General features: G+C 59.3%; 29 protein-coding genes, 2 tRNA genes and 1 pseudogene. 9 read left to right on the forward strand and 23 right to left on the reverse strand.

The annotated features are described in order from the left end of the window. Positions 1–30: 30 nt before the first annotated feature. The 11 genes from G0D83_RS11235 to G0D83_RS11285 all read right to left on the reverse strand — a co-directional run bounded on the left by G0D83_RS11235 (position 31) and on the right by G0D83_RS11285 (position 6,048). Positions 31–846, reverse strand: a complete 816-nt coding sequence (locus G0D83_RS11235) for a lipase family protein (protein ID WP_164193504.1) — start codon at positions 844–846, stop codon at positions 31–33. Between the two features lie 70 nt (positions 847–916). After that, positions 917–1,630 carry a hypothetical protein gene (locus tag G0D83_RS11240; RefSeq protein ID WP_164193506.1) on the reverse strand — a complete coding sequence of 238 codons (714 nt, stop codon included), beginning with the start codon at positions 1,628–1,630 and terminating at the stop codon, positions 917–919. Next, positions 1,630–1,875, reverse strand: coding sequence for a hypothetical protein (locus tag G0D83_RS11245; protein WP_164193509.1), 246 nt, complete (start codon positions 1,873–1,875; stop codon positions 1,630–1,632). Before G0D83_RS11245 ends, G0D83_RS11240 begins: the two co-directional genes overlap by 1 nt. Further along, positions 1,868–2,107: a hypothetical protein gene (locus G0D83_RS11250; protein WP_164193512.1), complete on the reverse strand. Its 240-nt coding sequence runs from the start codon at positions 2,105–2,107 to the stop codon at positions 1,868–1,870. Before G0D83_RS11250 ends, G0D83_RS11245 begins: the two co-directional genes overlap by 8 nt. Positions 2,108–2,195: 88 nt before the next feature. Then, positions 2,196–2,272 (reverse strand) — tRNA-Arg (locus G0D83_RS11255). 2 nt (positions 2,273–2,274) lie between these two features. Further along, positions 2,275–2,351 (reverse strand) — tRNA-Ile (locus G0D83_RS11260). A 129-nt stretch (positions 2,352–2,480) separates the two neighbouring features. After that, a complete protein-coding gene (locus tag G0D83_RS11265) occupies positions 2,481–2,711 on the reverse strand; it encodes a hypothetical protein (RefSeq protein ID WP_164193515.1) in 231 nt (76 codons plus the stop codon). Between the two features lie 71 nt (positions 2,712–2,782). Next, entirely contained in the window at positions 2,783–3,127 is a 345-nt protein-coding gene (locus tag G0D83_RS11270) for a hypothetical protein (protein WP_164193518.1), read from the reverse strand. Positions 3,128–3,192: 65 nt separating this feature from the next. Next, on the reverse strand, positions 3,193–4,161 hold the full coding sequence (locus G0D83_RS11275) for an ATP-grasp domain-containing protein (protein WP_164193522.1): 969 nt from the start codon (positions 4,159–4,161) through the stop codon (positions 3,193–3,195). A 139-nt stretch (positions 4,162–4,300) separates the two neighbouring features. Further along, positions 4,301–4,537, reverse strand: a complete 237-nt coding sequence (locus G0D83_RS11280) for a hypothetical protein (protein ID WP_164193525.1) — start codon at positions 4,535–4,537, stop codon at positions 4,301–4,303. A 137-nt stretch (positions 4,538–4,674) separates the two neighbouring features. After that, the gene (locus tag G0D83_RS11285) at positions 4,675–6,048 is read right to left on the reverse strand and encodes a hypothetical protein (protein ID WP_164193529.1); all 1,374 of its coding nucleotides are present in this window, start codon (positions 6,046–6,048) and stop codon (positions 4,675–4,677) included. 433 nt (positions 6,049–6,481) lie between these two features. On the opposite strand from G0D83_RS11285, the gene G0D83_RS11290 reads away from it, so the two are divergent. Together G0D83_RS11290 and G0D83_RS11295 are read left to right on the forward strand one after the other, a co-directional pair. Then, positions 6,482–7,018: a CHAP domain-containing protein gene (locus G0D83_RS11290; RefSeq protein WP_164193533.1), complete on the forward strand. Its 537-nt coding sequence runs from the start codon at positions 6,482–6,484 to the stop codon at positions 7,016–7,018. Positions 7,019–7,212: 194 nt separating this feature from the next. Further along, positions 7,213–7,653, forward strand: coding sequence for a hypothetical protein (locus tag G0D83_RS11295; protein WP_164193536.1), 441 nt, complete (start codon positions 7,213–7,215; stop codon positions 7,651–7,653). 363 nt (positions 7,654–8,016) lie between these two features. Here the strand turns inward: G0D83_RS11295 and G0D83_RS11300 are convergent, their stop codons facing one another. From G0D83_RS11300 to G0D83_RS11320, 5 genes are read right to left on the reverse strand one after another with little or no spacing between them, the layout of a single operon-like run. Beyond that, entirely contained in the window at positions 8,017–8,625 is a 609-nt protein-coding gene (locus G0D83_RS11300; protein ID WP_164193539.1) for a hypothetical protein, read from the reverse strand. Between the two features lies 1 nt (position 8,626). Then, positions 8,627–9,592 (reverse strand): hypothetical protein, encoded by a 966-nt coding sequence (locus G0D83_RS11305; RefSeq protein ID WP_164193542.1) that lies wholly within the window; start codon positions 9,590–9,592, stop codon positions 8,627–8,629. Next, positions 9,589–10,815, reverse strand: a complete 1,227-nt coding sequence (locus tag G0D83_RS11310; RefSeq protein WP_164193545.1) for a hypothetical protein — start codon at positions 10,813–10,815, stop codon at positions 9,589–9,591. The genes G0D83_RS11305 and G0D83_RS11310 overlap by 4 nt, the downstream gene beginning before the upstream one ends. 17 nt (positions 10,816–10,832) lie before the next feature. After that, positions 10,833–11,717: a hypothetical protein gene (locus G0D83_RS11315; RefSeq protein ID WP_164193550.1), complete on the reverse strand. Its 885-nt coding sequence runs from the start codon at positions 11,715–11,717 to the stop codon at positions 10,833–10,835. After that, positions 11,717–12,022 (reverse strand): hypothetical protein, encoded by a 306-nt coding sequence (locus G0D83_RS11320; protein ID WP_164193555.1) that lies wholly within the window; start codon positions 12,020–12,022, stop codon positions 11,717–11,719. Before G0D83_RS11320 ends, G0D83_RS11315 begins: the two co-directional genes overlap by 1 nt. 131 nt (positions 12,023–12,153) lie before the next feature. Here G0D83_RS11320 and G0D83_RS11325 point away from each other — a divergent pair, with 131 nt between their 5' ends. From G0D83_RS11325 to G0D83_RS11345, 5 genes are all read left to right on the forward strand, one after another. Next, positions 12,154–12,627, forward strand: coding sequence for a hypothetical protein (locus tag G0D83_RS11325; protein WP_164193558.1), 474 nt, complete (start codon positions 12,154–12,156; stop codon positions 12,625–12,627). A gap of 101 nt (positions 12,628–12,728) precedes the next feature. After that, on the forward strand, positions 12,729–13,154 hold the full coding sequence (locus tag G0D83_RS11330) for a hypothetical protein (RefSeq protein WP_164193562.1): 426 nt from the start codon (positions 12,729–12,731) through the stop codon (positions 13,152–13,154). 105 nt (positions 13,155–13,259) lie between these two features. Further along, positions 13,260–14,162: a hypothetical protein gene (locus G0D83_RS11335; RefSeq protein ID WP_164193565.1), complete on the forward strand. Its 903-nt coding sequence runs from the start codon at positions 13,260–13,262 to the stop codon at positions 14,160–14,162. A gap of 97 nt (positions 14,163–14,259) precedes the next feature. After that, positions 14,260–14,490: a type II toxin-antitoxin system CcdA family antitoxin gene (locus G0D83_RS11340; protein ID WP_164193568.1), complete on the forward strand. Its 231-nt coding sequence runs from the start codon at positions 14,260–14,262 to the stop codon at positions 14,488–14,490. Positions 14,491–14,589: 99 nt separating this feature from the next. Then, positions 14,590–15,627 (forward strand): hypothetical protein, encoded by a 1,038-nt coding sequence (locus G0D83_RS11345; protein ID WP_164193571.1) that lies wholly within the window; start codon positions 14,590–14,592, stop codon positions 15,625–15,627. Between the two features lie 22 nt (positions 15,628–15,649). Here the strand turns inward: G0D83_RS11345 and G0D83_RS11350 are convergent, their stop codons facing one another. From G0D83_RS11350 to G0D83_RS11375, 6 genes and pseudogenes are all read right to left on the reverse strand, one after another. Continuing rightward, positions 15,650–16,009 carry a response regulator gene (locus G0D83_RS11350; RefSeq protein WP_164193574.1) on the reverse strand — a complete coding sequence of 120 codons (360 nt, stop codon included), beginning with the start codon at positions 16,007–16,009 and terminating at the stop codon, positions 15,650–15,652. Between the two features lie 218 nt (positions 16,010–16,227). Beyond that, positions 16,228–16,476 carry a hypothetical protein gene (locus tag G0D83_RS11355; protein WP_164193577.1) on the reverse strand — a complete coding sequence of 83 codons (249 nt, stop codon included), beginning with the start codon at positions 16,474–16,476 and terminating at the stop codon, positions 16,228–16,230. A 1,006-nt stretch (positions 16,477–17,482) separates the two neighbouring features. Next, positions 17,483–18,514, reverse strand: a complete 1,032-nt coding sequence (locus G0D83_RS11360; protein ID WP_164193581.1) for an IS110 family transposase — start codon at positions 18,512–18,514, stop codon at positions 17,483–17,485. Positions 18,515–18,848: 334 nt separating this feature from the next. Beyond that, positions 18,849–19,865 (reverse strand): IS110 family transposase, encoded by a 1,017-nt coding sequence (locus G0D83_RS11365; protein WP_164193583.1) that lies wholly within the window; start codon positions 19,863–19,865, stop codon positions 18,849–18,851. Positions 19,866–20,284: 419 nt separating this feature from the next. Then, a pseudogene (locus G0D83_RS11370) lies at positions 20,285–21,289 on the reverse strand (IS256 family transposase); the annotation flags it as partial. 126 nt (positions 21,290–21,415) lie between these two features. Continuing rightward, entirely contained in the window at positions 21,416–22,606 is a 1,191-nt protein-coding gene (locus G0D83_RS11375; RefSeq protein WP_164193635.1) for a Fic family protein, read from the reverse strand. Positions 22,607–22,925: 319 nt separating this feature from the next. On the opposite strand from G0D83_RS11375, the gene G0D83_RS11380 reads away from it, so the two are divergent. Together G0D83_RS11380 and G0D83_RS11385 are read left to right on the forward strand one after the other, a co-directional pair. Next, entirely contained in the window at positions 22,926–23,186 is a 261-nt protein-coding gene (locus G0D83_RS11380; RefSeq protein ID WP_164193586.1) for a DUF6635 family protein, read from the forward strand. A gap of 26 nt (positions 23,187–23,212) precedes the next feature. Next, positions 23,213–23,842 (forward strand): DUF6635 family protein, encoded by a 630-nt coding sequence (locus G0D83_RS11385; protein WP_164193612.1) that lies wholly within the window; start codon positions 23,213–23,215, stop codon positions 23,840–23,842. A 352-nt stretch (positions 23,843–24,194) separates the two neighbouring features. Here the strand turns inward: G0D83_RS11385 and G0D83_RS11390 are convergent. Then, positions 24,195–24,416: pirin-like C-terminal cupin domain-containing protein (locus G0D83_RS11390; protein ID WP_304610664.1), on the reverse strand; the 222-nt coding region annotated here is incomplete at its 5' end.

The raw sequence follows: 24,416 nt of genomic DNA on the forward strand, positions 1-24,416 counted from the left end.
TGCAGTTTCAAGCCCGTAAATGTGCCTACCTCACATTGCCATAGCCAGGTGAGGAGGGCTCTCAGGCGCCGTGAGAGCCCGGTCCGCAGAGCAGTCGACCTCGATCTGCATGTCGCCTCTGGCCGCCAGAACTTCATGAAGGGTTCGATCCATCTCCATCTGGGTGATGGTCTCGATGTACTGGACAATCCCGTGGGCCTTCAGGCCGCCGAGCATGCCCTTGAAGCGATCAGTGGTATCCGACACCTCGATAAGGCGGCCGGTGCACGAGTAGCCTTTGCCGAAGCTGTCGCGAACGGAGGCGATCTTCGGCACCAGGTCGTTGGCATGGCGGAAGGCGAGCATGCGAGGGTCGTCGGTATCCGCCGTGAACTGTGCGCCCGGGCTTCCGAATGTCACGCCGTGGTAGGTGACCTTCGACCTGTCAGACCGGTGCTCATCCATGAAGATTTCAGCCATGGCGCCGCCAAGGCTATGGCCGGTCACTAGAACCCTCTCAATGCCCATGCGTTCCACGTAGCGGTCGATCGCCTCGACCAATGGGCGCAGCTTCTCATAGTGGCCGTTGATGTTGAGGATATTGTCTCCCCAGTCACGGTGGCACAGCAGATCGGTTCCCTTGAAGGTGAGGGCCAAGGTGGTCACGCCATCGACTTCAGTGGTCCGCACGAAGGCGAGCGAGTTCTCGTTCACGTATCGACCGTCGGGCTCATAGCCCTCGGGGACATCGAGATCTGAAAGCTTCAGTGGCACCCAACCATCGACGTGCGGCTCTTCATCGTAGACGGCGCGGCAGAGTTCGGCAGCGTATTTGATGTCATTGGTGCTGATATCTCGGGTAGCCATGGTTGCTCGCTTTTTCAGGATGTCGTGAGTGCTAGATGGCCGTGGAGACGCATGAGACGGGACTTCGGCATCACAACATCGGAGGGGATTGCTTGGGAATGATGTGCTCGTCGATGTCCTGTGCGATGCCATCCATCAGGTCTTCGGATGGCTTTTCGCCAACGAGAACAAGCCGCGCCGGGATGGAGCCCATATCCTTACCGGTCAGAGGCCAGACAGAGCGTCCTTCACCGTCGATGACAACCACGTCCAGATCATCGTGCTGGCGGTTAATGACGTTGTTCGGGCCCGACCCGTCAGGCCATGCTGGGATGTCCGCAGGAATATCGCCGGCCGAGACCGCGGTATCGTAGTCTTCTCGGGACGCGCATACCCAGATGACGGGCTGCCGTGCTGGAAGACATGTCACGGCTTCGAACTTGGCCAGCGCTGCCATAACGGTTTCAGACTTGGGATCGGCGTGCGGATGCAGGACAACCTCGAAGCCGTCGTGGAGTTCCTGAAAATCAGGTACCTGATCCACACACATGCTGATGGTGCCGCCGACCCCAAGACACCATTTCAGGGTATCGATCGCCACCTGCTCAAAACCAGGGCCATGCGAGGTTGAGATCGACGTACCATGGATGGCAATCTCTCGAGCCGCAATCGCGTCAGGACACAGAATGATCAGCCCTTTGAAGGGCTCGTGGAGCCCAGCGCCGGTGCTTTCACGGGACTTTGCTAGGAAGTTCTCTGCTTCAGAGGTGTTGAGGTGGACGTAGGGAGCGCTGTAGCTCGGCATCAGATGTCCAGGATGTTGTTGTCAGTGTCGACCGGCAGGACACGGTAGCCGCTTGCTTCGAGACGGGACCGTTTGCCGGGCGTTCCATTGGGAAGAGGGAATTGCGACCGTCCGCTGTAGAGGGATGCCTCTTCGCAAAGAATGGCTGCCGCCCAGGCGTCTTCCACGGTTTCCCGGCGCGTGCTGGCGATAGCCTTAGGCTGACCCCAATTGGGGTCGATGAGGGCATACATGGGGTCAGACATCAGACATCTCCAGCGCAGCGTATGCTGAGACAACTTTCTCGCGATCCATTTTAACCATGCCGCGCTTGATGAGGGTTCCACACTCGAAACAGATCGAGCCGTTGCCCGGCCCGCCCATGCCGGCGATCAGGACATCGCAGATGTCGCAGGATCTGCACGCCGCGGTCGTGATCGAGCCCTCCTTGGGCTCAGCGGGTTCAGGGTTCAGGGGGAAAAACTTGGGTTCGCTCACAGCGGCCTCCGAGGTGGTTCGCGAGGCGCATCCCCGCGATATCAACTCATCGGCGCTGACGCCGAGAAGACAGGTTTTTAGGAAGAAATGGCGACCCCGGTAGGATTCGAACCTACAGTCTATGGATTAGAAGTCCATTGCCTTATCCAGTTTGGCCACGGGGCCGCTGGTGTTCCGGGAGGGATTCGAACCCCCGATCCGCCCGTTATGAGCGGGTGGCTTTGGACCGCTAAGCTACCGGAACGACACAGCAGAAATCAGACGCGTCTGCGCCTGCTGCCTATGATATGTCTTCCGTGTCTGATCATCGTGGAGGATGCCTTTTCGCTTGCACTGACAGGTAGCTCGTGCCGCCCGTCAGTGCAAGGATAAATTACGCGATGTCCTTGATCTGGAATTCTGCCATGTCCCGGAACTTGAGCTCAGGCATGGTCAGCTGGCCCCAATGGCGCCGCGGGTTTCCACACATGTGGCAGGGGCACTCAGCCAGATGGTCTGCATTCGTCGCCTGGGTGTCCCAGGGGCGGACGGCGCGGGCACGGCGCTTCATGCGGGCGTTGTCAAATCGACGACGGGAATGCTTGCGAACTCCGGGCTTTCTCATTGGGTAACCTCTTATCTTACAATAAGAAATGTAGTCGCCCCGGAAAGCGTTTTCAAGGATAAGTCAAAATATTAGGGCGCGGGAGATGACCCTCGAAGCGCCGAGCGGATCTGGTCTTCTGAAAGTCCGTACTTGAGAAGGAAGGCGATTTGAGCTTGTGGCCCCTGATTGTTGATGTCGCTCGCCATCTTGCTGCAGGTGGCTTCGACCTCTGGTGGGGAAAGTTCGTGTTCGTAGGCGCCGTTGTTGATGTCAGCGGCTTCCGTGTCGGCCGTCTCATGAACGAGCTCATCGAGCACTTCTGTGAAGTCGGTTTCGTCATAGGTCGGAAACCCGTCCATGATCTGTTCGGCCATCTCCTCGCGGGCTGCGCTCTTGTCTTTGTCTTTATTGAGGAGGTCCTTGAGTGCGGTCATGATCATTTTCCTTTGTTGCAATCTGTGGTGAATTCGATGTGCCCGCTATGATGCAACCTTCCCACTCAGGGACCTGACCGAACCGGCAGGTCATCATCGAAGTCCTCATCTTGGATTTCGAGCTCATCACCTTCTGAGAGACCCAATCTATCGAGGACCTGGCCAATGTGTTCGTCGAACGTGAGCGTGGTGCTTGGTTTCTTCTTACCGGGCACGAGTACGGTCTTGAACACAGGCCGCAGGGTAGCTTCGGCGATTGCGGTGGGGTCGCAATTGTAGAGGCCCATCTGCCCGACGTGGAACTCGTTGAACTCGATGACCAAGGGCTTGTCCGCGGAGTAGTCCCAAGCGCAATCGATGCAGACGGCATCCAGCCCAGCTTGGGTCGCCACATGGCAGGCGAACGCAGTGAGATCGCGGGCGGGAGCGATCTCGGGCTTCTTGCTACTGGGGGTCGCGAACTGCGCTCCCTTTGGGAGGTTCGCCAGCGGGGTGAGGTGGTATGCGACCGGTGAGGACGTGATCAGATCACCTTCGACGAAGAGAAACCGTTGCTCGTAGCGCATCTTCACCGGTTCCTGGACCATCAGGGCGGGGCCCCCGTCGATGAACGAGAAAGCCATGCCCTCCATGATGTCGTCGAACACGTCCGGATCGTCGAAGTAGTGGGCGAAGTGCTTCTGACGCGTCGACTTCATGAAAACGGCACCGTGCTCCCGCATGATCTCACGGGCGCGATCTTCCGCTTCGAAGATGTCATCGATCACGTCAAACTGCCTGCCGGCATTTTCGGTGAAGGCTGGCATCTGGCAATATTTCAGAGGACGCAGGCCGATGCCGTCAACTTTGCCCATGGCTTGCATCTTCTTGCTGGTACGGCCGAAGAAGACAGAGCTGGGGTCCGGGTCTTCGTCGACCCCTAGAGCTCGAATGTTGTCGCCATGCACATCATGCAGGGCCTTCCACATGGCAGCATCCTCGAGGCGCTCCTCGGGGTCGTCGGTGTTGCAGAGACGGTAGTTGAAATCGGTCATGAAAACCCTCCTGAGGGGGCAATTGGGTGTGATGAAGCCTCAGGCAAGTGAGGTCGAGAACGATCATTCTCGGTGTCGTTGGATGGCGTCTCCAAATAGTATAGGCCCAAGCCTTCGCCGTGACGGATGAGGCCTCGGTCTAGTAGCTTGCTTGAGAAGCGTTCTTGCAGAAGGGGGTGCGACGAAGGCTCTCGCTTGATACCCTTTTGTCTGGGCTGCCGTTACACTCGGACACGAAGCCGTAGTAGATATCCCTTTCGAGGGTCGACATCTGTCCGGGCAGGTGCCGCCCTTCGAGCTCGAGCAGGGCGCGACGCATCTTTGCCATGACGGCAATGACGGCGCTGCTGGGGTCATTGGGAGCAGGATTTCCCATGTTCGTGATCCTTCCTGAATCTATTCATTAGCCTCGCACCTGCGCATAGCGTTGAAGCCGGACGGAAGTGCGTGACGTCGCCGTGGAGTAAAATCAGGAAGTTTATCGCCCGTTAACAGGACTCTGAAAATTGGCGATCAACAGGGGATCGTCATGACATAGGTGTTACCAGTGCGTGAGTGGAAGCTGCACTCAAGATCGCCGCCCTTGGCCTGGAGGACATGTTTGAAATTCATCCAGACACGCGCTTCGCGACCTTCCTCCTCAGAGTGATCATGGGACGTGTCCGCGGCCTCGAAGAGGTCGTGCCGATCTCCATTGTCGGATACCGTCACGCGCAAGACATGTCCGCCAGCGACCCCGGTCGTTTCAGTTTCCAATGCGAGGGAAACCTTGCCATTCTTCCGCGTGTTGTCCTGCCAGCGACAGCGAATGGCGTGGTAGGCATGATCGACGATCATAGGGACGGAGGCCAGTAGAAATTCAAGGCCGACAGCCGGTTGGGCGTCAGTGTTGATGTCTTCCGTCAGACGGAAGGAAATACCCCGCGTGCTGCGCTTGGCCAAGTCAGTTAGGTGAGAGAGGAAGGGCGCCGCGAGCTCGCCGTGGTGATTGTCAGGCACATAGCTGTTCACCAGTGGCCTCACCCTATTTTTCTCAAGGTCACTCAGATCGCCGGCGATATTGCTCACATTGCGAGCTAGCGTAAGCAACTCCTCAAGTGTGCCTGGCGCCAGTTTGGCGTCAGCGCCACACAGGATACGACACAATGCGTTCACCATGATCGAATGGTCGTTGAGTGACGAGCTGAGTGCTGAAAGGAGGGTGTTCTGGGAGGCTACTTGCGCTCCCAGATCGATGTTCTTCGATGTTCTGGCCCAGTCGCTCACATCGAGTGCGATGCCCAGCGCCAAGGTTCGACGAGATTTCAAAGGCTGGCCGTAGACAATGAAGGTCCGGCTGAAGCCTTGATTGTCAATGAGCCCGAGCATGAAAGCCGCTGCCTTCTCGCCGACCTGGAGACGTCGGGCGTAACGAATGAAATCTCCTTCATTCGTGAGAGTACCGAGATCATTCAGCGCATTCAGCGTGAACTGCATCTTGAAGGGCTCCCCAATGTACGGGGACAGGGCCGCGTGATCGGTGAGCCGAATAATCGGCTCTGCGAGCGGATCTTTGTCATCGGCGACCATGGTCCACTTGAACAGCGAAACCGGGAACCTGCGCCGTTCGATGCGGGCCAGGTGGACGTGCGTCTTGCGGATCATGGCCACTTCGGGCGGGGAAGCCTCCGAGATCAGTTCTGCCTGATAGCAATCGCGCAACCTGCGGAGCATCACTGCGTTGACAACGCTGTAGTTGGCGGACCGTGCCTCAGCGATACCCATCAGGATCACGTCTTTACCACTGGGGAGGCTCTGGATCAGCATCTGAAAGAGCCCTTGGTCGAGGAATCCCTGGAGTTTGGGATTTTCGGAAGTAATGTGACCCCACAGCTCATTGGTGTCCACGATACTTCCATCGAGAGCTATGAGGGCCAAGGGTGATGGGGCCGGGGCCAGATCATCCAAGCGGGCGGAATGTGTAAGGTCGGTCACGTCGTTAGCTAACTTGTATGGCAGGAGGCCGTTTCCTTGAACAAACAATGCCTAAAATTCAAGCTTTGCTTGCCATGATCGGCGACTATCAGCCGACTATCTATGGCCATGAGGTCCACCGTGTCTCAGGTGCCGAACAGAAACTCCCTGAAACCTTCAGACTGAAGGTCATCCAGAAGTTCACGATAACTCCGTGCGCTTTTCTCACATACGTGCTCTGCCGCAGGCCTCACCTCTCTTGCGGGCCACTTCCGGTAGTCTGACATTCGGACGACATTAGTCATGGCTTAACTGGCTATCTTTATAGGTCCCGCTGTTCATAGCGGGCAAGGATAGATAGCACAACATGAAGACTGTAAATTATCGTCTGGCGCGGGGCCTGCGTGTCCTCGCGTTCAGTGCAATGGCCATCGGGATGGTCTCAAGCCCAGCTCTTGCGGATGGAATCAAGATCAGCCCTCCCTACGATGCATACGAGAACGCGGCATTGCTGATGTACAAAGGCGAGCAGAGGGATCGGGCAGAATTGAAGGCCTTGTTCCGAAGCACGATTGGCGAGTTGGACCCGGTCGTGACCCCCTGGTGCGCAGGCTTTGTCGATGCGATGCTGATCCGATCAGGCAAGCGCCCCCTGGGATCACTTTGGGCGCTCGACTTTCTGAAATACGGCGAGCGGGTAACGCAGCCGCGGCGCGGTGATATTGTCGTTCTGTCGCGTGGCCCGGTCTACGGGCATGTCGGGTTTTTGCACACGATCATCAACGTCGATGGCCAAACCCTGGTGGGTGTTTTGGGCGGGAACACCGAGGGACGTGATCACCCCGGGCGTGTCGACATTGCCTATTTCCCATTGAGCATGGTGCTCGGCATCAGGAGAGGGTGACAAGTTCGCCTGATGCCGAGTGCGGACGCATCGAAGCTAACTATCGTTCGTCGGTATTGCGATGCACATTCGTCTCGATATGAAGCCTTCGCAGAATTTTGTGTCGAGGGAGCCACGAAGACAGACTGTTACATTTCACTGCTTGCATTTTTGATGGGCTCGGGGAATTCAGTTGGGCGTAATAAGGTTTCAGGATGTTTGACGAAAACGATATAAAATTCGAAGGCTATGGGCTGAAATTCAGGGTTTTACGACTGCCCAATTTTGGCACTTTCAACGGGTATGCTGGACTACCCGTCGAAGCGCTGACGGAAGACCCCAGCTTGCTCGCTGACCTGTTTGAAACCCAATGTCATGGCAGATGGCTCGACTTCGGTGAACACTGGGCAGATGGCAACTACTGGCTGGGTTTCAGTTGCATGACACCCAAAGATGTAATCCCCCTGAGCGCGGCAACCTGCAGCAATTGGCCCCATGAGTTCTCTCAGAAAGTAGAGTTACTCAGGGGAACTGGCCGAGAGTATCGAACCCAGGACTTCGTGAGGTCAACTCTTGACCGCGTAGGACGCCAATTTAAAGAGTTGCGGGATGAGCGAGCGAAACTCATCGACACCAGACCAATCAGCGCAGGCTGATATCCTCGCTCATTCCGCAGCGCTCTCGAAACCACCGTCTTGGGACAGCGAAATAGGACGTGGCTAGGTTGAGGAACCAGATCCCGCTAAAGGCGAAGAGCCACAAGCAGAGCCCTGGCTCGAGAGGAGTGTACCTCTCGGCAATCGGTCCCATGATGGGATAGCCCAAGAGTGCGTTCACGCAGTAGGCGGAGCCGATCAGGCAGCTGACAAAGAGTAGCCAGAGAACTGCAAGAGGCCGCACGAGAGACCAATAGTAGGACTTTGTCATCTGCTCTGTGTAGGACGGCTCGACGCCGGCAATTTGAAGCAACCTGAAGTGCCAGGAACGTCGCGAAATATGATACATGTCAGGTCCTGATTTCAAGGAAAAGTGGGTCCGGGAGTCGGCTCGATCGAAGCCGGTCTGACGATACTCTCCATGACCCCACGGGCGAGGCGCTCGGCATCCTCTCCGGCGCGGTGGGGACCCTTGTTTTCACGAAGCCACGCCTTGGTGGCAGCAATCTCCTCTGGGGTCGCCAAGCCATTCAGTGCTTGCCAGGGTGAAGTGATCTGGATCCAGCCCTTCGCGCAGACCGTTTCCAGCAGTGTATCCATCCAAGGCTGATCATTCCTGGGGCTGTCAGAGACGATGACAAGCTCAGGTCGATTGAGGGCCTCCAAGACTTGAGCTGCGACCTCATACGCTCTCGGTGCGTTCACCAGAGTGCTGCGAGCGATGCCATGGACATCTTGCGCGTGGCGGCTCCACTTGCTCTCATCCCATTGTGATGCTGGCCTGATCATGCTCGACGTGGTGTCGAATCCAATTTGCCCCTCGGGTTCCTCGGGCATCTGGATCCGCGACCAACCAATCTCAACCGGCCAGGCGTCAGGCCCGCCATTGCAAGCTTCGATGTCCACGAAGCGCAGATTGGGAAGAAGCTTCTCCAGTTTGAGGCGACGAATTTCTGCTTTGCTGGGGCGCATTTCAGAGTCCTGTGGTGTGAGAAGCGGTCGGCGCGGGTTCGAGGCCCAGATGGTACTCTAACATCGCGAGAGGCAGGCTTCGCCCCTCGATGCTGCCGGGTGCGCCGGAGAATGGCACATCAGACAGATGGGGGCGGATGACCGCCTCGAAGGCCTCAGGTGTCCAGGCCACCAGCGCATGGAAGGCATACTTGTCTTCGCTCAGGCCAAAGACACGGCCGCAGATCGCTTGAGCCTTTGCGGACGTGTATCGGACGCCATCGAAATGGGCGGCGCCGCTCTTGTAGAGGTGCCCTTCCACCAGCGCCCGATAGAAGACCTCTTCACCGTGGGTCATCGCGAAAGAGTTGATGTCGTTCGAACTCATCCGTAAGGGCATGGCCAGCAGGCGGCCGTGCCCGTCATAGACGTCGGCGCCCGCCTGAATGCGCACAGTATCGAGATCCACTGCCACGCGATCTCCGTCGATCTTCCTCAGAAGCCAGTCGATGCCTTGAGCTGCACGCTGGTTGATCACCTGGATGGCCTCTGCAGGGTCTTTGGCAGAGAGGTTCGCCGTCGGGTAGTCGATCGGGAAGACGCTGTCGTGGCTGACCACTCCGAAAGCCAGTCCTTTCGTCAGCTCGTCTACATCGACCGATTTGCCGGTGACGTGCTCGGTCCATTCCGGCAGGTGCAGCAGTAGCTCGTCATAGTCATAGCGATCAGCATCCAGCTTTGGGAAGATGGTGGCTTCCTTGACCTTCGGCGAGGTGTCCGTGGTTGGTTGCTCCTGATTGAGCCAGGTCAGCAATTCAACAGCGATCGAGCAATCGACCCCCAGCTTGTCGGACATCCGTGCGCAAAACCTCTTGGACACATGCACAGAGGACTGGGCTCTCGTGGCCCACGCGGGCAAAGAAAGTGTGGATGCGCCGCGAACCGCAGCCGATTGGGCGGCGGTGTATGACGTGGATTTGTCGATCATGGCTTCATCCCATTGTTTTCAGAGTCTCGCTGCAGGGCGGCTGCTTTTCGTTGACGATGTGTCGTCATCTCCGGCATCTCGAAGGTGCCGACGGCCAGGATCGGGAGAGCATCCGATTTCTCGATGTCAAAGATCATCTCGTCGTCCGGCATGTCGAAGGCATAGAGGGTCTCCGGATCCCAGTTGTAACGCAGCTTGGAGCCGGCCGGGACAGTTGCAGAAAAGGCAGAGCAGCCCTGTACAAGTCGATCAAGATAGTGCTCCGCGTCGCCTTTGGAGAAGCCCCCGTTAACGAGCATGTCGACGAACCGATCCCGGGGTCCGCACAGGAACTGACCTTCGTCGAACAACTTTTTGAGGCCGTTGACCTGACCGCCGTAGACCACGAGGCCTTCGGGGCCGGCTTCTACAGACACACTCTCATCCTGGCGAAGCTGCTGCCAGGTGATGCCCATGTCCTTTTTCGACTTCAGTGACCTCGTTACCATGCCAGCCACGCTATCCCAGAAAAATCGGTGCATAATCCCTTTTTGGTCGGCTTCGTCTCTCCACGCCTGCCATGCCTTTACACCTTCGTCGTGCTCGATCCCGTCTCCCTGAAAGTTCATCAGGCCGAACATCTCGGTAGACCGGTCTTCATCCCCGATGTCTTCGTCCTTAAAGTAGTGAGCCCGGTAGTCCATGGCGGGCTTGAGATGGCCATTTGGCATGTTCTCCAGCACGAGCTGATAGCCATCCATGCGCGCATTGATCTGCGTCCCCTCGACCCACGACTGCATTCCATTGGCTCCTAGGCCAACGAGCGTTGCGGCAGGCATGCCTGCTCCTGTTAGATATCCAGGGAGCTTCGTCAGAAGAGCGTGATCGAACAGCACGGCATTCTCGGCACCAAACCAGTTCAGATCATCAGGAAACGTGCTTGCAATGGCTTCCTGCAGGAACAGTGTTGCCAATTCCCTGCAGTCCCAGCTCTTGCTCTCACCTTTGAGTGCACGGTTCCAGACCTTGGTGAACTCGGTGTCGTGCCCTTTGTCGTCGAGCGGTTCGATCATGCCGGCATCAGCACGGGCCTTCAGGAGGGGCTCAAAGAGGATCGTCTGGAGGTGATAAGCGCAGACCTCAAGATGACTGTGACACCCACGCTCCCTGGTGCCATGCGGATTCTCGGAAAGCACGTTGAAGACGATCTCGCGAACTTCTTCCTCGGTAGGGGTCGGGGTCATCTTTGCAGGTTCCTTTCTCATGCCCGGCGCCGCTTCTTGCCGGGGGCCTTGCGGAAGGAGGTCACCGTGTCGAAGCCTGCCTTCTGAATTTTCGAGTGGTCACTCAGGGCCACGGTCTCGGCAGCATTTGCCGGCAGCACGCCTCCAACGAAGGACTGGATGTCCTGGAAGGCGGTGAAGGCATCCTTGACCTTGTAGAAGTCGACCCGGCGCAGAAGATCACTGTTCAGAACGAGATGATGCCTTTGAGTGTCGAAGTCACGGACATCATCCCAGCTCCCGGAGTTGGTGGCCTCGCCCTGGAGGAAGCCGACGACGATGCGGCGCTCGATGAGCCACTGCGCCCAGCGCGGATTGCGGTTAGCGAAATGGAAGTCGATCTTCGTTCGGAAGCTTTCGGGACGCGAGAAGACATCATCTGCCTCGGCCGCGATGGTCTCATCGAGATAGGCCATCGCCTCCTCTCGATCGTAGACCCAGACGACGTCGTGGTCGGCCGTCGGGGTACCTCCGCCGGGATGATAGCCGGCATCGAAAAGGCGGCGCGCGCCGCCGCTGACTTCCGGTTCCGCTTTCGGCCGGGAAAAGAAGGAGGTGTCTTCCTCAAAGTAGAACTCATGCCCTCCAGCACGAGGAATGTCTCGGTACCGTGCATAGCTCAGCTCGTGCTCTGCCTTGGCGCGCTTGGCACGCATGACCGGAAAGACCTCTCCGCAGAAGAAGACGTAAGCCAGCGTCAGGCTCCATCCGTCGATATCGCGGGTCGTTCGGTTGCGGGGCTCGAAAGGGAAGTCCTCAAAAGACGTCGCAGGAAGATCGCGACCATCGCGCACGAAGACGATTTCAGGATCAATGCCGGCGTGCGCACCGTCGTAGTAGTCCTGGCCGTGAATGATCCGCATCAGCAGAACTCCCGGTTGATCAGAGTCACCTTACCGTCGACGGAGGGATACGCGCGCTCTCCAAGGCCGACATGCTGCTTGCCGCCCGAACGGCGCTCGATGTGGCTCTCAAGGCCCTCGGCGCTTTCGGAGATCCCGTACTCGTCAATGATGTCGCCGTCCTGCCAGAACTTCTGCCAGTCCTCGAGGCTGTGAATGCCGAGGTCCGGATGGATGCGAAGTGCGAAGACCAAACCTTGCGACGACTTGCCGATGTGGATCTTCTCTCGACCCTCTCGAGGCCGGAAATAGAAGTTGGTGCTCATTGTGAAACCTTGTCTGTTGAATGAAGTCTATCCTTTAACATGCTGCGCGTCAACTATCCTGCGGCCACCTCGGAAACCCACCATTATTCTTATTTTTCCATCCTCCATATGTTCAGGAAGAGGATTACATCATGAGCATTTTCAGAGTTTGCACCCTACTGGAGTTCCTTACCACAATTTCAGGGTGCGGGGCGCTGGATCGACTTCACCTGCCGGGGCAGGAACGTGATCCGATTGAGCAGCCCAGGGCAGGGGGCCTCGCCGAGCTATACGACCATGCGACAGACGGTCCTGGGCCCTATATCGCGCAGGATTGGGCGAACCCGAAGTTCAACACGCCCCGCTACGAGCCCAACAATCTCAATGCAGACAAGGCAGGTGCGGTGCCCGGAGTGTTCCATCGTGGCGAGATGTGGACCGACCCAGATACCCAGTGTGTCTATAGCCGGACCGGTCGACGGACGGAGACGGCCTGGTCTCTTGTCATCAACCCGCCGGGCAAGCCAAAGGCAGACCCAAGCTGCCAGAGATATTTCGTGACGGTCCCATACTCCGGCGAGCACAAGTGGAAGCGCACCGGGAAGCATTCCTGGGAATGTATCTGACCAGACCAGCACCCTGCGGACATCTCCGCGGGGTGTTTTTCTTTTCAGGTGTTGCGATGGTGGTGATTTAAGAATAGAATGTGGACAGAAAAAGGGAAACCATGAAGAAGATCATCACTTCCGTCGCAATCCTGTTCGCATTCGCTGCCCCCTCGATCGGCACGGCAGCCGAGCCGCTGGGCGCTGAGGTCTGCCAGGCGTTCGATGAGTTGGACGGGACCATCTCTTCACTCTCGGCCGAGGAGCTGAAGGAGCGTCTGGCCAATTCCGAGGGCGTGCCGAGTTCTGACGAGGTCGCGGCAAAGAAGATCGCTGCGGGCATCGGCCTGTCGAGCGCTACCTATGACTTCATGTTGTCGAAGGATGAAAACGAGTTCGAACAGAACTTGATTGGATTCAGTGTGGTCGCCACGATCGCGAAGTACCACCCCGAAGTGGCGATCAGCGACAAGGATGAGCGCGAGGAAGCGATCGAGTTCTACATTGACACGCTGGCCAGCCTGAGGGCGCGCTGCCCAGGCGCCTGACACGAAAGCCACATTAGGTGCCCGAGAAAGCCGTCCGGGCGCCCCTTCATTGATAGAGCTGGGTTCGTCGCTCTATCAATATCGTAGTTACCGGGAGGTTTTATCATGCGAAAGTTCTTGTTCATCGGTGCGGTCTCTGTGAGTGCTGCAATGGCAGCCTCGGCTGCAGTGCCCGAGAAGGTCATCGAGAAATGCGATGCGACGGTTACCGACTATTCCCAAATGGCTGATTGCCTGAAGGAAGGGGCGTTCGGTGCCGAACTCCTCGACCTGGCAGTGACGCCCGAGTTTTATGGGGATGCCGCCCAGCCTGAGGTCGATGCATGCCTCGAGACCAACGAGAACTACCACACGGCGTGGATTTGCTTCCGGAACGCGACAGAGAAGGCCGCTGAAACGCGTGGGCTTATTGGCGTCGAGAAGATGAAGGACGCCTGCTACGCTGCGATTTCGGACCCCGACGTGCAGGCAACCCTCGAGGCGCGCATGAAAGAAGCCCGGGCTCGCCACATGCCTGATCAGATGTTCTATGGCGGGGACATGTACCACACCTTCAAGGGGTGCCCGGTCGTCGAGAGTACGAGTTCTGCGGACGAGGCAGCGCCCATCGACCCGATCGCCAAAGAGCTGGCCCAGGTGCTGCAGCCGGAAGACAACCCGGAAGACCGTACCTTCAGCGACCGGCAGTGCAAGATCTTGGAAGGCGTCGATGCCAAGCTTGCGGACACGCCGGCGGAAGAGATCGTTGCAATCTTTCAGGCATCGGACGATGGTGGCCCTAGCAAATTTCAGATGGACGAGAACTTCAGCACCTTGGGCGTGAGCGCCGACGATGCCGAATACCTCAAGAGCAATTCCGAAGAGAACGAGTCCGTTGGCTTTGCCCTCATGGCTCTCGTCCATCACTATCATCCCGAGGCGCTGGGCAAGGACCTGAACGAGAACCCATTCCTGAGCATGATTTTCAATGGCGCTCTCGACAACTACAAGGACGAGTGCGCGCAATGATGATTTGCCCCCGAGCTTTGCGCCATGAAGGTTAGACAGCACCACTGAATTGCGGTACCTTACCTTGTGTCGAGGCAACCTCTAGGCGGTACACTGCATGCGGGACCAGGCCAAGAAGTCCACCAGGATAACCCTTGAAAGGGGGGTTCTCGAAGAGGCCCGCCGTCTCGGGATCAATATTTCCAAGGCGGCAGAAAGCGGCGTGTTGGCCGCCATTCGGGCCGAGCGCGCTAGGGTGTGGCATCAGGTAAATGCTGACGCTATCGCAGAGTACAATGCTCTGATCGAAGCCAACGGTTTGCCCTTGTCCGAGTACCGCAAGTTCTGAGAGCAGTACGAGCTGTTGAGCAGGCCGCCTGACGCACTCTGAAAACTTGCAGGCGGTCGCGCACATGCTCCGGAGATCAATTATTTTCGGAGCTTCCCCATGCCGCAAACGGGCCCCTTTGTTCACGACGAGAACGACAAGTTTTTCCTGAAATTCCCATCCGAAGGTGACACACCCCGAGTTTTCACCGTCGTGAAGGCGTCAGCCTACAACGCGGGGGGCCTCATAGCGAGTGAGAAGAACGGCATCGCCATCCTCGACAACGGCTCCCAGGAAAGCCCCGGGACAAGCATTGTCGCCTGTGATGTCCTCAAGGGACGCCATGCCGATGCCACGAGGACTTTCGAGACGTTGCGGGAGCGCAGTGCCGCGGGGACGGTCACCTGGGACGAATTCAAGGGCCTCGTGCGCGATCTCAAGCAGTATCGCCAGAATGTCTACGAAATCGACATGAACATGGACGAGCCGTTTGAGGGCAACCGGCTAAACCTGATCGCGCTGGGCGCCCTCGAACCCGGAGATGAGCCGGACATCCGCACGCCGGAGATGATAGAGGCCCACGAGGGGGAAACAGACTACACGTTCCCGGCCGCAGGGCGCAGCGCGATGATCGCGGAGATCATGAACCATGACGTTCACAGAGATGGGCGCTACGGGTCCTTCTACCTTTCGTGGAATGCCAAGATGGGCATGTCCCTGGACGAGACAGGAAAGCTCGGCGAGGATGTGTCGTCTGAGTTCGATGAGGCCTGGTCGGAGTATTACGAGGAGAACCAGGACACGATCTTCTCGGACATCACTTCAGACATGGCCAGCTACTACACGGAAGGTCTCTATACGACCTACCCGGGCGACGATCAGGGCGACTACAGCTTCTCCATGCAGGGCCGCTCAGGAGGTCACCTGGTGCTTACGGTGGTGGACGGCGAGAAGGTTGCCTTCGAAGGTTACTCGGATGTCGGCGTGACGCTGGAGAACTTCACCGACAGCGAACTCGCGCAGCTCTACAAGGTGGTGCGATCCCTGGATGTCGATGTGACAGAGGACAAGCTGCAGAAAGAGTGGGCCTACCAGCTCAACCTCCATCGTCAACAGAGAGAGGAAGAGTGGGTCAATGAGATGTCGCCGGCCATGTGAGGACCGGCGACGTCCCTAATCGCTACGCGGCGATCGCGTCGTCGATCGTCGTGAAGAATTCACCGCGGGTGAAAGGCATCGTCAGAATGCCGCTGGCGCCGAGACCTTTGGCCATGAGCGTGGTCGCCACTTTGGCATAGCGGTTGAGCACCACGATCGGCTGCCGCCGGTTGCTCGAGCGCACATCCTTGAGGAACGAGAAGCCGTCCTGGTCAGGCAGTTCGGGATCGAGCATCACCAGGTCGAAGTTTCCGCTTTCAATGTGTGAGCGGGCATCATTGGCAGTCGCCGTCTGGTAGGCGGCATGCCCACCCTCGGCGAGGATCCGGTCAAGCGCGGTGCGCTGGGCCTCATCGGGTAGGATCAGAAGAATTCTGGCCATGCGGTAGTCTCCTGTTCTGCAGGTGATTAGAAGCGTCCAATCTACCGGTGCGGGGAGAAGTCGCTCAACCGAACCATCCCAAGCCTTACGCTGGGTCATCTAGGTACAAACCGGGGATAAGTCTGGGGAATTGGTGGGTGCGAATTCGATGCTTGGTTTCGGGGTATTTGAGGATATCTTGAGGCATCATCGACGAACCGTATAAGCCGGCCCACGCGTCATACACGAATGGGCCCCGAAGGCATATAGCGCCAAGCTTTGGGTTGGTTTGCCCTGACTTCGCGGACGCCATGGGCGCCGTACCACGACCAAAGTTCCCACTGGCGCTCCCAGAATCCCTCTCGCACCGGCCGAAGGTTCTTGCCGGGGACATAGAGAAGGATCGACAGAGGCTCTCCCATGTTCTTGCCGGTCGGTGCCAGGCTCATGTCGTGACACCAATGCAGGACGCCGGGATGATCGTCCATGAGCTCGTCGACCATCTCCTTGGGCAGTTGGCGCGCCCCAAGGACCCGACCGGAACCACATCCCCCGCATCGACCATCCGAGGTCGGCGCAGTGCTCTGCTCACACTCTGTACAGTAGGGGGCGCTCATCAGGGGCATGGGGGTCCTCAATTCTATCCGAGATAGTCGGATGAAAATAAGAATAGATCATGGAGGAGCCTTTGTCGATATAGTCTGGCCCTATTGTGCAGAAAGCTCTGATGTTGAGTGACCTCGGGGAAGCTGTGGATAACTTGCGGCTTTTGGGGTTTTCATCGACTCTGAAAATTTCTAAAGAGCGCCCAGAATGAAAATCATGCAGCCAGCACCTCTCAATCACTAGGGGAAGGCCAAGTGCTCTTGGAGACGCTGGGGACCAGAAGGGTAGAAACAGATGACCGCAAAGGCGCTTCTCCTCATGTCTCTTGCCACCGGCGTCATGGCGGCCCCGGCAGTTGTACCGACGACGCCAACGGTAGTCGAAGTGCAATCTGAAGAGGCCCGCAGGGTGGTCGACCCTGGACAGGCATTTTCGAACGTGTGAACTGATGCGGTGGATGCCCCCGCCAACGGCATCTCATATGCCATGATGGTTCCATTGGAACCGAATGGAGGGCACACCGATGACGACGAGTATCAGCATGCTGGCGATCGACCTTGCGAAGGGTAGCTTTCAGGTCTGCGCCGTCGGGCCGGAGGGGACGTGTGTGGATGTATATGGACCCCGCCTGATTGCAACGGTCTGTTTGGTTCTGGATCGGCGGTCGCGATTGCTGATGTATATCCGGCTTCTTCGGGCGGCCTGACGGATCAACGCCGCGAGCCCCGATGGATTTCCGCTTGCTTCTACCTCATCGCCCCTAAGGCATCGGTGTTGACCTTGCCGATCCACACATCAGGTTCGAGAAGCAACGGGCGTGACCCTTTTCCATCCCTTGGCAGATGTTGCAATATTCCGGTGGGCGCTTCTTCCTCTAACTGTTCGTGGTCATCCGAAAGAGACGACGTGCTCCGGGCAGTAACTCTGTTCCCGTGACAGCAGCGACCAGACGATCCGCGCGTTTTTGTTTGCCAGCGCCACCGCCACCACGTTTGGGTGGCGTCTTTCGCGCATGCGATTGACCCATTGGCTGCGCGCGTCCGTTTTTCCCGAGGATCGACCCAGAACTGCCCGCGCTCCGTGGATCAGCATCGTTCGCAGGTATCTGTCACCTCGTTTACTGATGCCGAACAATCGCGCCTTGCCGCCGCTGGATCTCTGCCTTGGGACCAGCCCGAGCCAAGCTGCGAACTGGCGCCCGTTCTTGAAGCTCGATCGGTCTCCTATGGCTGCCACTAATGCTGTCGCTGTTATTGGGCCGATACCTTCGATACGGCCGATACGTTGGCACATCTCGTTTGAACGAAAGAGGTTTCTGATCCTGCGATTGTAGGTGGCCAGACGCGCGTCGAGCTCAGCAAGTTCGTCACGCATGTCGCCCAACATTTCGAGGAGAAGTCCTCCTAAATCCCCCGATTGCCGATCCGCAATTTCGCCGAGGGCACGCCGAATACGGTTTATATCTCGGGCCACCACGATCCCGTGTTCCCCCAGCAGGCCACGGACCTGGTTCACAAGCCGGGTGCGGTTTGCGACCACTCGCTGGCGGATCCGGTGAACGGCCTGTATTTCCAGTTGCTCGGATGATTTCGGCGGTACGAACCGCATTGATGGCCTGCCAACCGCTTCACAGATCGCCTCGGCGTCGTTGCGATCATTCTTGTTCGACTTGACGTAGGGTTTCACGAACTGGGGGGAGATCAATCGTACATCGTGCCCCAGGTCCGTTAGGACCCGTGCCCAGTAGTGCGATCCGCAACACGCCTCCATCCCGACAACGCAAGGCTCCAGATCGGCGAAGAATTGAGCGACGGCTTCGCGCCTGAGTGTCTTTCGCAAGACAACCTGTTCATCACCATCGACGGCATGAACTTCAAAGACATACTTGGCCAGATCAAGGCCGATCCTTTTGATCTCCATGGCACGAGCCCTCCTGTTTATCTTCCCAGGATACGCCACCTGAAGGCGGCGGGGTCCATACCATTGCCCCCTGTTTGGCAAGCAATATCTTCGGTTCGTAGGCGGGGTCTTCGATCGGACGTGTGTCAGGCCTCTGAGCGTGGCCTTCCATGACGCCACGGGCCGGTATGCTGTTCGGAAGGCTGGGTTCACATCGGTTCAGAGAGCTGCAAGCGCTCGAGCCCCGGGACTGAATCTCCCGCCTTGAACTTCGAAGTCCGTGTCGCCTACTCCTCGTCGATCGCTCACCCCGGCCTTGCGGCCATGTCGTGTCCAGCCCCTGTTCGGGCTCAGATCACGCCATTCGATAATCCTCTTTCTTCGTTGTCATGGCCCAAATCATGCGAGCCATCTTGTTCGCCAGCGCGACGGCGGCGACCATCCTGGGCTTGCGCGCCACCAGCGCAGCCAGCCAGCGGTTCGCACTGCCGCCCTTTCGAACCACCCAGCGGATCACGCTCATGGCACCGACGATTAGCAGGCGGCGGATGTCCGTCTGACCCATCTTACTGACCGAACCCAGCCTTGTCTTGCCGCCGGTGGACCTCTGTCGTGGAACCAGTCCGAGCCACGCGGCGAAGTTTCGTCCGCTGTCGAATGTATCGAGGTCCGGTGCAAATGCCGAGACCGCGCCAGCGGTGACCGGGCCAATCCCAGGGATGGTGCAGAGCCGACGCAGCTGTGCATCTGTCTTCGATGCTGCCTCGAGTTCATCCGCCAGATGTTCGATCACCTCGGTGAGCCGCGCGATTTGGCCAAGGTAAATCGTTCCCATTTCCTGAACCGGGCGTGGCAGGTCCGTGGCCTCGTCTTCCAGCGCGTTCTCCAGCACCTTCAGGCTCGCCGGTCCCTTCGGCGCCACAAGGCCGAACTCGGCCAGATGTCCTCGAAGCGCGTTGATGAGCTGCGTGCGTTGCCGGACCAGACATTGATGCGTCCGGAAAGCGACCGCGCGCCCCTGAGTCTCGGCGCTTTTGACCGCCACGAAGCGCATCGTCGGGCGCAAGGCCGCCTCCGCGATGGCTTCCGCGTCCGCCTTGTCGTTCTTCTGACGCTTCACAAACGGCTTCACATAGACCGCCGGGACAAGCCGAACCTCGTGGCCGTGCCGTTGTGCCACCCGGCCCCAGTAATGCGACGTGGCGCAGGCCTCCATCGCCACGATGCACGCGGGCTGCTCAGCGAGAAGCGTCGCCAGACGCGTCCGCGACAAACTTCGGTTGTATAGAACCGTCCCCTCCGGCCCGACGGCGCAGACCTGAAAGCTACCCTTCGCAAGGTCGATCGCCAGCATGCTGATACTCGTCGTCATCGGTGTGCCCTCCATTCGGTTCCAATGGAACCATCATGGCATATGAGATGCCGTTGGCGGGGGCATCCACCGCATCAGTTCATACCGGTGGGCCCGGCCAAGCCTCGTTGCCCACAAGCGTCGGTCAATGGAACTGGCCGCTGGCCAGCCGCAGAAGAAGGGCAACAAACGTGGGGCGAGATATGCCTACCACGTCAAGAAAATGCGGCACCAAGAGATGCAGATCGCCGAGAAAGCGCAAGAGAGCTACGAGCACTTCGTTGCCGCCTGGCGCGCCTGGCCACCATCAGGAAACAAGTGTGCGACCGCCTCACCCCGGCAGGGAATACACGGACTGCTCGGTGGCGCTTCCAGCCGACACGCCACGCTTCGCCACGAGATCGACCGCACACAGAAAGAATAACAGATCTGCGTGCAAAAATCTTGTCGATCTCATCCGTCGAAGAGATCTGGGTCCAGTGCTCTCGAGGGAACGACATGTAGGCCAACACATCGTCGCGGGAGTTGTCCATCAGGGCGCCGAGCTTGTGCTGTTTCTCCCGAAGGGCGTCCGCCACGACGGCCCACTGGTTCTCGGCGTCGGCTTTGCTTTCCTGGGCGAAGACCGTCTTCAACATCGCCGCCACTGCCGTGCGCTGTTTCGCAGGGGCATGCGCCAGGGCATTGCGCATCCAGTGGATGCGGCAGCGCTGATGAGTGGCGTTGAAGACCCGGCGTGCGGCGGCCCGCAGGCCCTTGTGGTCGTCGGCGATGACCAGCTTGACGCCACGCAGGCCCCGGTCGGCGAGGCTGCGCAGGAAATCAGTCCAGAACACCTCCGCCTCGGATGGACCGGTTGCGACACCCAGAACCTCGCGCTTGCCGTCCTCGTTGACCGCCACCGCGAGTATCACCGCCTTGCTGATGATGCGCCCGCCCTCCCTGACCTTCAGGTATGTGGCGTCCAACCACAGGTAGGGCCACGCGCCTTCAAGCGGCCGCGACAGGAAGGCGTCGACCCGCTCGTCGATTTCCATGCACAACCGGCTGACTTGGCTCTTAGACATGCCGCCAGCTCCCATGGCCTTCACCAGGTCATCCACGGACCGCGTGGAGATGCCGTGAACGTAAGCCTCCTGGATCACCGCCACCAATGCCTTCTCGGCTGTCCGCCGCGGTTCAAGGAAGCTGGGGAAATAGCTGCCCTTGCGCAGCTTCGGGATCTCTAGCGCGATCCGGCCGGCACGCGTATCCCAATCCCGCTCCCGGTATCCATTCCGCTGGGCCTCTCGCGTTGGCGAGCGCGTGCCCTTGGCCGCGCCGGTCCGCGCTTCGATCTCGGCCTCCATGATGCGCTCGGCTGCAAAGGCCAGCATCTCGCGCACGAGATCGCCATCAGCCTGCTTCTCAACCAGCTCCATCAGAGCCATTCTGTCGTCGGTCATCGTCATCTCCGTCTCAGGTTTCAGGTGTCGCAACCCAAACCTACTTCGAAGATCGACGATGACCGCCAGCCTCGCGATCAGCGACGCTCGCGGCTTCCTACACCACGCCGCGGGGCACTATCGGCATCAGGCTTCAAAGAGGCGGGGGAAAAGCATTTCGTGCGTCTGACTGGGAAAGCGCAGTTGCAGTGGCGCGCGGGGCGTGATGGAGCCCAGCACCCCATCATCGGTGAGTTCCTTGATAACGGCGCGTGCGGTGCGCGGGGCCACGCCCAGGATGGCCGCTGCATCACCGCGGTCAACTTCGCCCCGGACGAGGACAGCCCGCAGCAGATCGGACGCGCCGGCTCGGAAATCACGGCTCGCTGCGTAGCGCGCCAGACGCTTGCCCATCCCGTCGAACCCCAGCAGTTCGTCCATGAACTCTACCTGATCGAGACAGACCTTCAGGAACCAGTCGGTGTAGGTGGTCAGTGCCGCCAGGGAGAGATTGCCACGCCCGTCGCGATCGCCCTGCCGAACCCGGTCGGCCAGATGCATCATTGACTTGTACTCGTCGCGCCCGGGTAGACCTCCCTCCAGTCCGCGGGCGAGCCCCCGGGAGACCGACCAGAGGCCGCTGGCACCGATCCCGGCATGATGGGCCAGAGCATGGCTCATGAGCCGGCTGACCCGGCCGTTGCCATCGTAGAACGGATGGATGAAGTTGAGCCGGTGGTGGGCCGTGGCCACCGCGAGGATCCGGGCCGTCTGCCCGTGCAGCCAGTCAAGCCGGAAGCGCGCATGGAAGTGATCCATGAAGGCCGGCACCTTGTCATGGGGCGGAGGCATATGCTCGCCGATCTCCACGTCCCCGTCACGCCATTCTCCCGGCACCATGACCACCGGGTGCGCGCCTTCCCGGATCGTCAGGGCGGAGGCGTCGAGGTCCCGGTAAAATTCCGCGTGGAGCCAGCGGATGAAGTCGGGGCCGGTCGGGTCCCCGAGCGTGCCGGCCGCGGCCAGGGCATCGATCTGTGCCTGGATGCGGACGTGGGCTGCGCTCTCCTGTTGCAGGGCACGGCGCTTCGGGTCGGCATCGAAGGTGCCTGACAAGGCGCGCTCGATCTCCCGGGGCCGGGTGTTGTTGCCTTCGATCCGGTTCGAGTAGTAGCTGTTCATCACCCGGATCATCGCGGCCACCTCGGTCAAGGTCTCGGCGGGCAGGTTTCGACCCAGCTTTGTGGCAGCCGACGCCAAGGCCAGGGCGGAGTCGGCCAACTTAATCGGCAGGTCCTCGATCCGGGCAGGCTCGATTCGTGTAGGGGCGATGATCATCTCGGCCACTCCAGAACTCCATTTCGCGCCACTAAGTTGCTTGTCTAAGTATCTGCAGTGTGGAGGCTTATTCAAGTTTATTGCAGTTTTATGCCACTAAGGCACGCCACTATTTCGTGCCACTCCGCCCGACCGCTAGAAGTCCCGATGAGGCTTCCCGCGCCGGTAAAGGAGATAAACTACGGCCAGACGGTGTTTTTGCGGCGGGGCCGCGTCCGTGTGGAGGCATGCTAGGTATTGCTCATGGCTTGGAAGCCAGCCGCGGGCGCCTTATCTGCGAACAGGGCGGGCAGGGGGCTCGGCCCGGTGAGAGGACGAAATGCAGCGCGGCGCGATCCAGCCTTCGGACCCTAAGTACTACTTTGCGGAAGCGCGGGCGCGCGTCGATGGTCATGTTGCATCGACCTTCTCCCTCGCGGGCTCGGCCCGGCTGCATCGCAGGGCCCTGGGCCTCGATATCCTCTGTGCCCCGCTCAACGTGGTCTTAGCACCCCTGCATGCGCTCCTGCGCCTCATCGCGTTCCTGCTGGGGGTGGTTCGTCTGAGGCGCGCTTCAGGCTTTCCGGGCGCGTCCACCTGATCCTGCCCACACGCACGGCTCGCGCGGTGGAGGAGGGGCTTCTCGAGCATGTCTTCGCCTTGCCGGGCGGTCCGGGGCGCCCCATCGCCGATCGCTTCGCCGAGGCTCCTCCGCTTCGAGAAGACGCGGCCCTAAGGGAGGATGAGACGCGCAAAAGGGCTGAGCGCGCCGCCGCGACCATCAAGAGCTACACCGGTACCAGGTCGGCCGTGGCCGAGATGACCACGGCACTGCTGACGATCTGCTTCGGGGCCTGGCTGTTCCATCGCCTGACCCCGGGCATGCTGTCCCTGGCACCTGCGCTGGCCGACACCTACGCTCTGGACGCTGCGATCGGAAACGTCCCGCTCGGCCGTGGATTGGGCGGGCTCTGGTATGGCGCGTTCCCTGTCGGCGCTTCGCCCCTCGCAATTATCACGGTCGCCTTGATGCTGATCGTCACGGCGGCCGTCGTCACGGCCTTTGCAGGCATCCTGGCCGATCCCGTCCAGACCCGGCTCGGTGTTCACCAGGCGCGTCTGCGCCGTTTGATCACCGCGGTGGAGCGGGACATGACAGGGTCAGACTCGGCACCCTTCGCCGCGCGCGAACACCTCTATGCGCGGGTCTTCGACATCGCCGATATTGCTGGCGGGCTGTTCAGGCTCTTCCGCTGAGGATAGTCTGGACTATCCCTGAACGAGGGCCATGGCCCAAGCACCAGAAGTACCAGGCACATGGCATGGGCCCATACCACTTTGGATCGAGCGGTAGCATTGCGTGCCCTTCTCCTTGCGAGCATCTTTTGGACGGACTCTCAGCCCTCAGCCGTGATGCTGGTAACCTTCCCCCCCACCGCAGCTCGAGTAGGCGTACCCGCGCTTGGTCGCCAGCTCATTCCTAGACCTGATGATCGCGGAGTGAGCTGACTGGGCACGGCAGACCGCGTTACATATTTCAGCGTTATCCGCCCCTGAGCTTGCAAGTGCGCCATCGATCTGCCTCGCTATGCATGTTCATTCGCGGAAACTAGTCCCAGTTTCTCGGGCGGGTGCGGTCCAGCTCTTCGGTGATCGGGATGAACTCCTGCTCGTCGCCGGGCGGCAGGCGGAAGGGACCGTTCGCCCAGTCGGCGGCCTTCCAGTCCTCCTTGGCCTGTTCGATGCGGTCCTTTGACGACGAGACGAAGTTCCACCAGATATACCTTGGTCCGTTCATGGTCGCGCCGCCGAGCGCCATGAGGCGGGCGCC

Origin of the sequence: Salipiger sp. PrR003, assembly GCF_010500785.1 — a bacterium.
GTDB classification, from domain to species: Bacteria; Pseudomonadota; Alphaproteobacteria; order Rhodobacterales; family Rhodobacteraceae; genus Salipiger; species Salipiger pacificus_A.

Coding starts and splice junctions, on each gene's coding strand:
- G0D83_RS11300 (WP_164193539.1), bottom strand. CDS start 8,625: ATGCGCCCCAGCAAAGCAGAAATTCGTCGCCTCAAACTGGAGAAGCTT.
- G0D83_RS11305 (WP_164193542.1), bottom strand. CDS start 9,592: ATGATCGACAAATCCACGTCATACACCGCCGCCCAATCGGCTGCGGTT.
- G0D83_RS11310 (WP_164193545.1), bottom strand. CDS start 10,815: ATGACCCCGACCCCTACCGAGGAAGAAGTTCGCGAGATCGTCTTCAAC.
- G0D83_RS11330 (WP_164193562.1), top strand. CDS start 12,729: ATGAAGAAGATCATCACTTCCGTCGCAATCCTGTTCGCATTCGCTGCC.
- G0D83_RS11350 (WP_164193574.1), bottom strand. CDS start 16,009: ATGGCCAGAATTCTTCTGATCCTACCCGATGAGGCCCAGCGCACCGCG.
- G0D83_RS11240 (WP_164193506.1), bottom strand. CDS start 1,630: ATGCCGAGCTACAGCGCTCCCTACGTCCACCTCAACACCTCTGAAGCA.
- G0D83_RS11375 (WP_164193635.1), bottom strand. CDS start 22,606: ATGATCATCGCCCCTACACGAATCGAGCCTGCCCGGATCGAGGACCTG.
- G0D83_RS11345 (WP_164193571.1), top strand. CDS start 14,590: ATGCCGCAAACGGGCCCCTTTGTTCACGACGAGAACGACAAGTTTTTC.
- G0D83_RS11265 (WP_164193515.1), bottom strand. CDS start 2,711: ATGAGAAAGCCCGGAGTTCGCAAGCATTCCCGTCGTCGATTTGACAAC.
- G0D83_RS11270 (WP_164193518.1), bottom strand. CDS start 3,127: ATGACCGCACTCAAGGACCTCCTCAATAAAGACAAAGACAAGAGCGCA.
- G0D83_RS11295 (WP_164193536.1), top strand. CDS start 7,213: ATGTTTGACGAAAACGATATAAAATTCGAAGGCTATGGGCTGAAATTC.
- G0D83_RS11235 (WP_164193504.1), bottom strand. CDS start 846: ATGGCTACCCGAGATATCAGCACCAATGACATCAAATACGCTGCCGAA.
- G0D83_RS11355 (WP_164193577.1), bottom strand. CDS start 16,476: ATGGACGATCATCCCGGCGTCCTGCATTGGTGTCACGACATGAGCCTG.
- G0D83_RS11245 (WP_164193509.1), bottom strand. CDS start 1,875: ATGTCTGACCCCATGTATGCCCTCATCGACCCCAATTGGGGTCAGCCT.
- G0D83_RS11335 (WP_164193565.1), top strand. CDS start 13,260: ATGCGAAAGTTCTTGTTCATCGGTGCGGTCTCTGTGAGTGCTGCAATG.
- G0D83_RS11315 (WP_164193550.1), bottom strand. CDS start 11,717: ATGCGGATCATTCACGGCCAGGACTACTACGACGGTGCGCACGCCGGC.
- G0D83_RS11325 (WP_164193558.1), top strand. CDS start 12,154: ATGAGCATTTTCAGAGTTTGCACCCTACTGGAGTTCCTTACCACAATT.
- G0D83_RS11380 (WP_164193586.1), top strand. CDS start 22,926: ATGCAGCGCGGCGCGATCCAGCCTTCGGACCCTAAGTACTACTTTGCG.
- G0D83_RS11360 (WP_164193581.1), bottom strand. CDS start 18,514: ATGGAGATCAAAAGGATCGGCCTTGATCTGGCCAAGTATGTCTTTGAA.
- G0D83_RS11275 (WP_164193522.1), bottom strand. CDS start 4,161: ATGACCGATTTCAACTACCGTCTCTGCAACACCGACGACCCCGAGGAG.
- G0D83_RS11320 (WP_164193555.1), bottom strand. CDS start 12,022: ATGAGCACCAACTTCTATTTCCGGCCTCGAGAGGGTCGAGAGAAGATC.
- G0D83_RS11290 (WP_164193533.1), top strand. CDS start 6,482: ATGAAGACTGTAAATTATCGTCTGGCGCGGGGCCTGCGTGTCCTCGCG.
- G0D83_RS11280 (WP_164193525.1), bottom strand. CDS start 4,537: ATGGGAAATCCTGCTCCCAATGACCCCAGCAGCGCCGTCATTGCCGTC.
- G0D83_RS11365 (WP_164193583.1), bottom strand. CDS start 19,865: ATGACGACGAGTATCAGCATGCTGGCGATCGACCTTGCGAAGGGTAGC.
- G0D83_RS11340 (WP_164193568.1), top strand. CDS start 14,260: ATGCGGGACCAGGCCAAGAAGTCCACCAGGATAACCCTTGAAAGGGGG.